This window comes from Neisseria lactamica, assembly GCF_901482445.1.
In the GTDB taxonomy this organism is placed as follows: Bacteria; Pseudomonadota; Gammaproteobacteria; order Burkholderiales; family Neisseriaceae; genus Neisseria; species Neisseria lactamica.
Genome location: NZ_LR590477.1, coordinates 545,130 through 556,175, shown reverse-complemented (window position 1 = coordinate 556,175; position 11,046 = coordinate 545,130). Strand labels below are relative to the sequence as shown.

Genomic DNA, 11,046 nt, shown 5'->3' with positions numbered 1-11,046 from the left:
CCCGTCAAAGGGGCGCATTGCTTTTATTCCTTGCCCGATGCCGTCTGAACGCCTATTCCAATACGGGTTGGGGGACGTTGTGCCGGATGGCGTAAACGGCGGCCTGCACCCGGCTGCTGAGGTTGAGTTTGCGGAGTAGGTTTTGAACGTGGACTTTGACGGTGGATTCGGCAAGGTTGAGGTGGCGTGCAATGATTTTATTGCTGTGTCCTGCGGCAAGGTAACCCAGGATTTCCATCTCTCGGGGGGTGAGGGAGGAAAGTGTCTGAGTTCCTTGTGCGGGCTGGGGGGAAATCAGGCTTTTGACGAGTTTGGCAGTCATCTCGGGAGAGAATACATTATCGCCGTCGGCGGCTTTGCGTATGCTTTCGAGCAGAAAGTCGGCGTTAATGTTTTTCAGCAGGTAGCCGCGCGCGCCGATGCGCATACATTCGGTCAAATCGTCGCTGTCTTCGGAAACGGTCAGCATAATGACTGCCTGTTGCGGATTGATGCTGATGATTTGGGAAAGTGCTTCGCGTCCGTTCATACCGGGCATATCCAAGTCAAGCAGGACGACATCGGGTTGGAGCCGGTTGATCATTTTAATGCCCGAGAGGCCGTCTGCGGCTTCGCCGATGACCTCAAAATCATGTTGGCGCGACAAAAGTGCCTTGATGCCGCTGCGGAAAAGGGTATGGTCGTCTATCAGGATAATTTTAATGGTCATTTCAAGCTTTCTTCAGATACACCCGCCAATGAGACGGTGGTTCCCTGTTGGGGTTGGGAATAGATTTTCAATACGGCGCGGATACGTTTGGCCCGCTCCTGCATGATATGCAGTCCGACATGGCTGCCCGATGGTTCTCCAATGTTTTCCGTGTCGAAACCCTGTCCGTTGTCTTGAATGGTCATTGTAAAACTTCCATCCTGTTTGAGCAGTCTGAATTTGATATGGGTGGCACGGGCGTGTTTTCGGATGTTGGAAAGGCTTTCCTGCAGGATAAAAATCATTTGGAGCTGCGCTTCCTGAGGCGGCAGGAACGAACCGTTTTCCCAAGCGGTTTCGACCGTTATCCCGGTTTGTTGCGTAAAGCGGGCGAATAGGTCGGCAACGGCTTCGGGAAATTCTTTATTGCTGATTTTGGTACGGAAATTGAGCAGCAGTTCGCGGACATCTTCATAACATTCCTGTACGCCTGTTTTGATGAAGCCGATGTTTTCTGCGGCTTCTTCTTTTTTCCCTTCGGCAAAGGCACTCTCCAACATTTGTACTTGCAGGTTTAGGAAGGTTAATGCCTGTGCGATGCTGTCGTGCAGCCCTTGGGCAATCAGGCTGCGTTCCTGCAACACGGCAAGCAGGCGTTTTTCCTCTTCGCGCTTCGCGCCGGCAAGCGATACGCCCAATTGGCGGATCAGGGTTTGGAGCAGGATGCGGTCGTTTGGATTCAGGGAAACGCCGTCTGAAAAAACAAGGGAAAGCACCCCGAGTTTTTCGTTTTGATATTCGATGGGGAAGGTTTCGTTATGATGTTTTTCCAAAGGGGGCTGCGTTACGCCGTATTCCGCCGTATGGGCGGAAACGCCGGCATCGGGGTCGTTTTCCATACAGATGCTGCCGGAGTGCGCGCCGACGGCGGACGTAATGCGCTTCAGAAACTGTTCGGCAGCCTCTTGCAGGGTATAAGACTGATGCAGGTCGCGTATGGTCCGGTACAGCAGGGTCAGGTTGTGGTTTTGTTTTTCAAGGCTGCGGGTCTGCTCGGCAACCTGTCCTTCCAAATCATCGTATAAAGTTTTCAGCCTGAGCGCCATTTGGTTGAAACACCGCCCGACCTGTTTGAATTCCGGCGTACCGCCTTCGGGAACGGGAATATCGAAACACCTCCGTCCGATGCGTTCCGCACCTTCCCTTAACGCCTGCAGCGGTCGGATAACCCAAATCTGGTGCCAAAACAGCATCAGTACGGACGACACCAGCGTCATCAGCATAATGACCCATTGAAAACGCCTGAGCCACCACGTGTTTTTTTCGTTGGCATTTTCCAATGCCTGCAAAAACAATTCGATATTGCCGGCAAAGCGGTAAAGCTCGATTTGCGTGGGGCGGCGGTATGCCTGCAACGGGGGGAGGATGTTGGCCTGCCAGTCGATAATCAGCATAGACTGTATCAAATCGTAGGCAAGGGGGGTACCGGAAGGGATGAGCGGATGGATGGCATCGCTTTGGGAAATGCGTTTCAGGCTTTTTTCAAATTCGGCAATCTGATTGTCGATTTGCGCGCGGGGCGAACCCTCGCCCGCCATATAGGCAAGCCGGTATGCCTGCATCCTCAAGTTTCCGGCTTCTTCGATGACGGAGGCGGCATTTTCCAGACGCAAAGAGAGCAGCAGCGTTAAAACGACAGACAGTGCCGCCAAACCGACCCACAAGCCGGTCAGGAGTTTCAGGCGCAGGGAAAGGGAGATGCCGTCTGAAAATCGGGTTGGCAGTATCATATTCGGAGGAAAGTCGTTTTAAACGGTGCAAACAATATCATTCTTTGGAATTAGAAACAACTGCTCAGAAAGGACAGGTTAAGGAAAACTCAAGCCGCAACGCTTTCAGTGTTAAATCACGTTATGATAAAATTCAGATAACATGAATTTATACGGCGCCGTTTTCAAACGCGCTTCTAAAATATCGGAAACGTCAGACTGAAAAACTATGAAAACCTCAAACTTTCCCCAAAGCCCGCCCGCATTAAAAACTTTCGCATTGATTTTGGCAGGCGGCCTCGCCGACCGTATGGGCGGGGAAGACAAAGGGCTGGCCCTTTTGGATGGCAGGCCGCTGATTGACCACGTTATCGGTAAAATCAGGCCGCAGGTCGGCCATATCGCCATCAGTACCAACCGGAACTTGGAAGAATACGCCCGCCGCAGCCCCCACATTTTTCCCGATGCCCGGCAGTGGCGGCATTTCGGCCCGCTTTCGGCCTTGTGTACCGCAGCCAACGATTTGCAGCTGGCGGCGGCCGATTGGCTGTTGATTGTGCCTTGCGATATGCCGTACCTGCCGGACGATTTGGTGGCTAGGTTTGAAACCGTGTCGAAACGCACACCGCTGTGCAACGCGTTTTATGTGGAAACGCCGGTAACGATGCACTACAACATTATGTACATCCGCCCGCAGATTCTGCAAAGCGCGATTCCCTATCTGTTTTCGGGGATGAAAACATTGAGGAGCTGGTTGCAGCAGCAAAGGGCGCGGCCGGTCAGATTCGAATTTGACGGGCATTTTACCGACTTGAACACGCAAACCGATTTGCAGGAGGGATAAGGGCAAGCCCGCCGGCCGGCGCGGTGCGTAAAGGAAAGCCAAAGCCGTACCGGGCGATTTCTGCCCGAACCGGAGGCAAAATGCCGTCTGAAGGCGTTTCAGACGGCATTTTTCGCGGAGAAATGCTACAATTTGCACCATTTTACCGACACAGGAAAACAGGATTATGTTTACAGGCATTGTTCAAGGCTTGGGCAAACTGATCAAGATTGACCGGCTCTCGCCGGCATTCCACACCTATACCGTCGAGCTTCCGCCGAAAGCGGCAGAAAACCTGCAACGCGGCGCATCGGTCGCCAATAACGGCTGCTGCCTGACGATTACTGAAATCGAAGGAAACCGCGTCAGCTTCGATTTGATGGCAGAAACATTGGCAAAAACCAATTTGGGACTGCTGAAGGAAGGCGATTGCGTCAACATCGAGCGGGCGGCGCGTTTCGGCGACGAAATCGGCGGACACCTGATGAGCGGACACGTTATGGCAACCGTGCCCATTGTCGAAATCGAACGGGACGGGTACAACCGCACGGTTTGGTTTGCACTCCCGCACGAACTCAAACCCTATATCCTGACCAAAGGATTTGTCGGTTTGGACGGTTGCAGCCTGACTATCGGCGAAGTCGGAAACACGCGTTTTTGCGTGCATCTGATTCCGGAAACCCTGGAGCGGACGCTTTTCGGCAGCAGGCAAACCGGCGACCGGATCAATATCGAAATCGATCCGAACACACAGGCAACCGTGGACACGGTCGAACGCCTGATGGCGCAAAGATATGCAAAGTGAGGTAGAGATGGAATTGAACGAATTTCTCGACAAAGCCTGTTCCGTTTTACGGCGGTTGGATGCCGTACTTCCGCCGGAACCCGGGCATACGGATTGGAACGCCTTAGCATTCCGTTGGCAGAGCGCGGGTAAAAAAGGGTTTTTGGAGCACTTGCCCGATCCGCACACCTTCCCCTTGGCAAGGCTGGCGGGAGTCGGCAGGCAGACCGGTTTGCTGGTACGCAATACCGAACAATTCATTGCCGGCCGGCCGGCGAACAACGTATTGATGAGCGGCGCACGGGGGACGGGCAAGTCATCGCTTGCCAAAGCATTGCTGCACGAATACGCGGATAAGGGCTTGCGCCTGATCGAAGTCGATAAAAGCGATTTGATCGGCCTGCCGTATCTGTTGACGCTTTTGAAGGAACGCCCGGAAAAATTCATTGTGTTTTGCGACGATTTGTCATTTGAAAGCGGCGACGAAACCTATAAGGCATTGAAAACCGCGTTAGACGGCGGTTTGTCGCAGCGTTGCGCCAACGTTTTGGTTTACGCGACTTCCAACAGACGGCATCTGATGCCCGAATATTTGGATGAAAATGCAGGTACGACAGGCGTGCGCGGAGAAATCCATCAGAAAGAAGCGGTGGAAGAAAAAATATCCCTGTCCGACCGATTCGGATTGTGGCTCAGTTTTTATCCGTTCGATCAAAACGATTATCTGGCGGCGGTGCAAAATTGGCTGGAAGATTTCGGCGTGCCGTATGATGAAACCGCACGGATGGCGGCATTGCAGTGGGCGCAGACGCGGGGCAGCCGTTCGGGACGTTCCGCGTGGCAGTTTGCCTGCGACTGGGCGGGCAGGCTGCCGGAACAACGGGCGTTGTGAGCGTTTCGGGGATTATTTGAGGCAGGAAGAAAGCCACATTTGCTGCTGTTGAGGTGTGAGGATATGGAAGAACCGGTGTTGGATTTCCAACTCGTCCACCGCAAAATCCATACCGGACAAATAGCGGCTTTCGACATAATCGCGTGCCTCGTTCCGATTAAAAACATCCGAAGAAATGATTTCGACGACAGAGCGGCGGCGGCTGTGTTCGGAATGCATAACCTTTAACCGCGCCCTGTCGCCCGCCATTTTGAAGGCGGCGCGGATTTTACGCAGCTCATTGTGCTGCCCCTGGGTCAGCCCGAGCCGGCGTATGTCGCAGTTCGCTTGAAAATCGTTCGGGGGGATATAAGCCTCAGCGGCGTGGGAAAGCTGGCAGGAAAGCAAAGCTACCCCTAAAAAAGAGGCGGCAGGCTTGGCAAAACGGCTGGGAACAGGCAGTGGCACGGCTTTTCCTTTAATCCGGATATTTCGGACAATATACTTGATTGCCGTGTGAAAGATGGTATTATGGCAGTTAACTTTTGTTAATAATGCTGTTTCGCGCACTTTCCCGCTTTGTGATTGCCCCATAAAGGCATTAAAGGAAAAAATATGACCGCCTACCGTATCGCACCCAGTATTTTGTCGGCAGACTTTGCCCGCCTCGGAGAAGAGGTGGCAAATGTCATTTCGGCAGGTGCGGATTTGATTCATTTTGATGTGATGGACAACCATTATGTGCCGAACCTGACCTTCGGCCCTATGGTTTGCGCGGCGTTGAAGCCTTATGCAAGCGTGCCGATCGATGTGCATCTGATGGTCGAACCCGTTGACGATCTGATCCAATCGTTTGCCAAAGCAGGGGCATCAATCATCACGTTCCATCCGGAGGCAAGCCGCCATATCGACCGCAGTTTGAGCCTGATTCGTGATATGGGCTGCCAGGCCGGGCTGGTATTGAATCCGGCAACGCCCGTATATCTGTTGGAAAACGTATTGGACAGGCTGGATATGGTCTTGCTGATGTCGGTCAACCCCGGGTTCGGCGGTCAGGGATTTATTCTGCATACCCTTGAAAAAATCCGCCGGGTGCGGGCGATGCTGGATGCTTACGAAGCGCAAAGCGGTCGGCACATCGCCATCGAAGTAGACGGCGGCATCAAAACCGACAATATTGCCGCCGTTGCGGCGGCGGGCGCAGATACTTTTGTGGCAGGTTCGGCAATTTTCGGCAAACCGGATTACAAAGCGGTAATCGATGCGATGAGGGTTGAATTGGAACAGGCGGCAGGCTGAACCCATACCGGACTTGTGAGATAAAAACCGTGTGCCTGTCGTCGATCGGTTTCAGCCGTTTGTCAGGAGGAGCCGGTTATTTTCATTGGGGCGAAAACCCGTCCTGCCGGATAAAAAGTTTTCTGCCAAGAGGTGAAACCGATGCCGATACCGGTGCCAACCCCTGATAAAAATGCCGTCTGAAACTTAGCTCTGTTTCAGACGGCATTGCGTTATTCCCCGACGGGCAGCCCGAAATGCAGGTAGGCGCGTTCGGTCGCCATTCTGCCGCGCGGGGTGCGTTGCAGGAAGCCTTGTTGGATGAGGTAGGGTTCGATAACGTCTTCGATGGTGTCCGTAGATTCGCCGATGGCGGCGGCAACGTTGTCCAAACCGACGGGGCCGCCGCCGAATTTGTGCAAAACGGCTTCGAGGAATTTCCTGTCCATCACGTCCAGCCCCTGCGCGTCCACATCCAGCATACTTAAAGCGGCATCGGCGATACCGCCGTCGATCGTGCCGTTGTTTTTCACATCGGCAAAATCGCGCACGCGGCGCAACAGGCGGTTGGCGATGCGCGGCGTGCCTCGGCTGCGTTTGGCGATTTCTTCCGCGCCTTCTTCGGACATATCGAGTTGCAGGAGTTGTGCCGAACGGCTGACGATGGTGGCGAGGTCGCGGTTTTCGTAAAACTCAAGGCGGGAGACGATGCCGAAGCGGTCGCGCAACGGATTGGTCAGCATACCGGCGCGGGTGGTCGCGCCGACGAGCGTGAAGGGCGGCAGGTCGATTTTGACGGAACGGGCGGCGGGTCCTTCGCCTATCATAATGTCGAGCCGGTAGTCTTCGAGCGCGGGATAGAGGATTTCTTCGACAACGGGGCTGAGGCGGTGGATTTCGTCGATAAACAATACGTCGTGCGGATCAAGATTGGTCAAAAGGGCGGCGAGGTCGCCGGCGCGTTCGAGGACGGGGCCGCTGGTTTGGCGCAAATTTACGCCCAATTCTTTGGCGATGATGTGCGCCAGTGTGGTTTTACCCAGCCCAGGCGGGCCGAAGAGCAGGACGTGGTCGAGCGCTTCGCCGCGCTTTTTGGCGGCTTGGATGAAGATGGCGAGTTGCTCTTTGGCTTTATGCTGCCCGATGTAGTCGTCCAGTGTTTTGGGACGGAGGGCGCGTTCGAGCAGTTCTTCCTGTGCGGAAGCGGTTTGGGCGGCAACAATGCGTTGCGGTTGCGCGGCGGTCAGGTTGTCGGTTTGCAGCATAGTGTTCCCTTTGTCGGGTATGCCGTCTGAACGGTCGGCGGCGTTTCAGACGGCATTGAAAAGATAACGGTCAAAAGCGTTTTACCCGCGCGTCTCGCGCCAAACGAGATAGTCGCGCAGGGGCGGCATAGGCGGGTTGATGCAGTGTGGGCAGATGCCGGTGGTGTCTTCGTCGTCGCTGTCGATGTGGTAGGCGTTGGGGTCGAAGCGCACCTGCTGCATCACCGCCTGCGCCAATGCCTGCGCCTGAACGACATCAAAGGCGAATTTTTCGAGGATTTCGTTCAACAGGCGGATTTCGCCCTCGCTGAATTCCGCACTGTGTTTGAGGATGAGGCGTTGGTAATCTTCGTTGTTGATTTTAGGCAATAAATCGGTTTTCAGGGTCATGATTTTATGTTGGGGCGGGATGGCTGAAGCGTGAATTATAGCGAATATGGCGGCGGCTGTTTTAAAGCTTGGATCGGGTATCGTCCTCAAAACTTTAAAAGTGGCTGCATTGGGCGTTTTAATGTTTTTCTGTTTTGTCTTGCGCCGCCCGGAACGCTTTTTGCAGCGGGGCGATTTGTGCCAGCCGCGCCCGGTCGATTTGTTCGGCGATAAGGTGCGCTTTTCCATGCGCCCGGCATTCGGCGGCGATTTTGCCCGAATCCGCCTGATTGGCGACTTCGAGCAGGGCGAGCCAGTGCGCGCGCTGGGGGTAGGGCGTGTGTTCTCGGTTCAGACGGCCTTGCGTATCGGCAATGCAGACGTTCAATGCCGTCTGAAAACGCTCGGGACGGCGGAAGGCATCGGTTTTTTTCAAAACGTTCAGAATGGTTCGGCTTTTAAGCTGTCCGACTTGGTGGAAAATAATGTGCCAACGGCAGACAAGTTCGGCAAGCTCGGCGCAATATTTCGGCGCACGCAGCCGCCGATTGACTTCGCGCACGGGTTCGACACCGTTGATGTCGTGTCCGTAGTGGCGCGGCAGGATGTCGGGCGGCGTTTTGGCTTTGCCCAAGTCGTGCAGCAGGGCGGCATAGCGTTCGGGCAGGCTCAAACCCATATCGGCAGCGCGTTGCAGCGTCATCAGGGTATGGATGCCGCTGTCGATTTCGGGATGGTAGTCGGCGCGTTGCGGCACGCCGAAGAGGGCGTCGACTTCGGGCAGCAAGACTTTGAGCGCGCCGCATTCGCGCAACACTTCAATCATTTTGCGCGGATTTTTTTCCATCAAACCTTTCGCCAACTCCTGCCAGACGCGTTCGGCGACCAAAGCGTCCGCTTCGCCGTTTTCCACCATCTGCCGCATCAGCTTCATGGTTTCTTCGGCGATTTCAAAACCGTAGCGCGCGGCAAAACGGGCGGTACGCAGGATGCGGACGGGGTCTTCGGCAAAGGCGGGTGAGACGTGGCGCAAAATGCCTGCCGCCAAATCCCGTTGTCCGCCGAAAGGGTCGATGATGAGGCCGTCTGAATCCTGAGCCATCGCGTTGATGGTCAGGTCGCGGCGCATCAAGTCCTGCTCCAGCGTAACATCTTTGTCGGCGTGGAAACTGAAACCGGCATAGCCCTTGGCGGTTTTGCGTTCGGTGCGGGCGAGGGCGTATTCTTCGTGCGTTTCGGGATGAAGGAATACGGGAAAATCTTTGCCGACAGGCCAGAAGCCTTGCGCCAGCATGGTTTGCGCGTCTGCACCGACGACCACCCAATCGCGGTCTTTGACGGGCAAGCCTAAAAGATAATCGCGGACGGCGCCGCCGACGAGGTAAGTCTGCATATGCTTTGTGTTTTAAAGTTATCAAGAATGCCGTCTGAAGCGGCTTCAGACGGCATTGTTCCAATCGGCGGGGTTGCGCTTACGCCACGCCTTTTTTCTCCAAATAGCTTTCGTAATCGCCCAGGTAATGTTCGTAACCGCCCTTGCCGTCCAGTTCGATAATCTGCGTGGCGAGCGAGGAGACGAACTGGCGGTCGTGGGAGACGAAAATCAGCGTGCCCTTATATTTTTCCAACGCCATATTCAAGGATTCGATGCTTTCCATATCCATATGGTTGGTCGGTTCGTCCATCACCAAAACATTGGGTTTCAACAGCAGCAGTTTGCCGTAAAGCATACGGCCTTTTTCGCCACCGGAAAGAACCTTTACTTTTTTCACGACATCGTTGCTGCCGAAGAGCAAGCGGCCCAAAGTGCCCCGGATGACTTGTTCGTCGTCGCCTTCCTGCCCCCATTGGCGCATCCATTCGCTCAAATCCATATCGACATCGAAGTCGTTTTCGTGATCTTGCGGATAGTAGCCGACGCTGGCTTTTTCCGCCCATTTGATGCTGCCTTCGTCCGGCAACAGGCCGTCTGAATATTCGGGGTTGTACGCGCCGGCCAAGAGTTTCAGCAAGGTAGATTTACCTGCGCCGTTCGGGCCGATGATGGCGAGACGTTGTCCCGCTTCGAGAATGAAGTTCAGGTTTTTAAACAACTGGGTTTCAAAGCGTTTCGCCAGTTTTTCCACTTCCACAGCCTGACGGTGCAGCTTGGCTTTTTCGTCGGCTTCAAAACGGATATACGGGTTTTGACGGGTAGACGGTTTGACTTCGACCATCTCCGATTTGATTTTGTCGGCCTGTTTCAGACGGCTGGTCGCCTGACGGGCTTTGGATTTGTTGGCACTGAACCGAGCCACAAATTCTTGCAATTCCTGCAATTTTTCCTTCGCCTTGGCATTGTCTTTCAGGGCGCGCTCGCGCGATTGGGCGGAAGCGAGCATATAGTCGTCGTAGTTGCCCGGATAGATGGTGATGGTGTTGTAGTCCAAATCCGCCATGTGGGTGCAGACTTCGTTCAAGAAGTGGCGGTCGTGCGAGATGATAATCATCGTGGAATCATATTGGTTTAACACGCCTTCCAGCCAGCGGATGGTGTTGATGTCCAAGTTATTGGTTGGTTCGTCAAGCAACAACACATCGGGTTTGGAGAACAGGGCTTGCGCCAGCAATACGCGCAGCTTGAAGCCTGGTGCGACTTCCGCCATTTTCGCATTGTGCAAATCTTCGGAAATGCCCACGCCGCTCAACAGTTCGGCGGCGCGTGCTTCGGCGGTGTAGCCGTCGTATTCGGCGAACTTGGCTTCCAGTTCGGCGGCTTTCATGTAGTCGTCTTCGGTGGCTTCGGGATTGGCGTAAATCGTGTCGCGTTCGGTCATCGCCGCCCACATTTCGGTATGCCCCATCATCACTACGTCCAGCACGCGCATGTCTTCGTAGGCAAACTGGTCTTGGCGCAATTTACCCAAACGCACGCCGTTTTCAATCGCCACTTCGCCGGCCGTCTGTTCCAAATCGCCGCCGAGGATTTTCATGAAGGTGGATTTGCCCGAGCCGTTCGCGCCGATCAAGCCGTAGCGGTTGCCTTCGCCAAATTTGACGGATACGTTTTCAAACAGCGGCTTCGCGCCGAACTGCATGGTAATGCCGTTGGTAGAAATCATTACTGGTAAAACCTTATATTGGACAATAGATTAAATTTGTTGAATTTTCGGATTGTAACATAACCCCCTTGCCGTCTGAAACAGACGGGCAAATTTTC

Annotated in this window: 11 protein-coding genes; 4 read left to right on the top strand and 7 right to left on the bottom strand. The window is 54.3% G+C overall.

What is annotated here, in order from left to right; translation table 11 throughout:
• Nucleotides 1–52: 52 nt before the first annotated feature.
• Entirely contained in the window at nt 53–709 is a 657-nt protein-coding gene (locus FGL10_RS03130; RefSeq protein ID WP_003710012.1) for a response regulator, read from the bottom strand.
• Nucleotides 706–2,478 carry a histidine kinase gene (locus FGL10_RS03125; protein WP_003710008.1) on the bottom strand — a complete coding sequence of 591 codons (1,773 nt, stop codon included), beginning with the start codon at nt 2,476–2,478 and terminating at the stop codon, nt 706–708. Before FGL10_RS03125 ends, FGL10_RS03130 begins: the two co-directional genes overlap by 4 nt.
• Before the next feature lie 208 nt (nt 2,479–2,686).
• On the opposite strand from FGL10_RS03125, the gene FGL10_RS03120 reads away from it, so the two are divergent.
• From FGL10_RS03120 to FGL10_RS03110, 3 genes are all read left to right on the top strand, one after another.
• A complete protein-coding gene (locus FGL10_RS03120) occupies nt 2,687–3,301 on the top strand; it encodes a molybdenum cofactor guanylyltransferase (protein ID WP_003710006.1) in 615 nt (204 codons plus the stop codon).
• A 166-nt stretch (nt 3,302–3,467) separates the two neighbouring features.
• Nucleotides 3,468–4,085, top strand: a complete 618-nt coding sequence (locus FGL10_RS03115) for a riboflavin synthase (protein WP_003710002.1) — start codon at nt 3,468–3,470, stop codon at nt 4,083–4,085.
• 7 nt (nt 4,086–4,092) lie between these two features.
• Nucleotides 4,093–4,956, top strand: a complete 864-nt coding sequence (locus tag FGL10_RS03110; protein WP_036470021.1) for an ATP-binding protein — start codon at nt 4,093–4,095, stop codon at nt 4,954–4,956.
• 12 nt (nt 4,957–4,968) lie between these two features.
• On the opposite strand, the gene FGL10_RS03105 is transcribed toward FGL10_RS03110, so the two are convergent.
• Nucleotides 4,969–5,403: a Spy/CpxP family protein refolding chaperone gene (locus FGL10_RS03105; protein ID WP_003714100.1), complete on the bottom strand. Its 435-nt coding sequence runs from the start codon at nt 5,401–5,403 to the stop codon at nt 4,969–4,971.
• 147 nt (nt 5,404–5,550) lie between these two features.
• Between FGL10_RS03105 and rpe the strand changes: the two genes are divergently transcribed.
• A complete protein-coding gene (gene rpe, locus FGL10_RS03100) occupies nt 5,551–6,234 on the top strand; it encodes a ribulose-phosphate 3-epimerase (protein WP_003709996.1) in 684 nt (227 codons plus the stop codon).
• Nucleotides 6,235–6,446: 212 nt separating this feature from the next.
• On the opposite strand, the gene ruvB is transcribed toward rpe, so the two are convergent.
• The 4 genes from ruvB to FGL10_RS03080 all read right to left on the bottom strand — a co-directional run bounded on the left by ruvB (nt 6,447) and on the right by FGL10_RS03080 (nt 10,948).
• A complete protein-coding gene (ruvB, locus tag FGL10_RS03095) occupies nt 6,447–7,478 on the bottom strand; it encodes a Holliday junction branch migration DNA helicase RuvB (protein WP_003714105.1) in 1,032 nt (343 codons plus the stop codon).
• An 81-nt stretch (nt 7,479–7,559) separates the two neighbouring features.
• On the bottom strand, nt 7,560–7,868 hold the full coding sequence (locus FGL10_RS03090; protein ID WP_036470016.1) for a hypothetical protein: 309 nt from the start codon (nt 7,866–7,868) through the stop codon (nt 7,560–7,562).
• A 118-nt stretch (nt 7,869–7,986) separates the two neighbouring features.
• Nucleotides 7,987–9,240, bottom strand: coding sequence for a multifunctional CCA addition/repair protein (locus tag FGL10_RS03085; RefSeq protein WP_003709986.1), 1,254 nt, complete (start codon nt 9,238–9,240; stop codon nt 7,987–7,989).
• A gap of 79 nt (nt 9,241–9,319) precedes the next feature.
• Nucleotides 9,320–10,948: an ABC-F family ATPase gene (locus FGL10_RS03080; RefSeq protein WP_003709984.1), complete on the bottom strand. Its 1,629-nt coding sequence runs from the start codon at nt 10,946–10,948 to the stop codon at nt 9,320–9,322.
• Nucleotides 10,949–11,046: the final 98 nt, after the last annotated feature.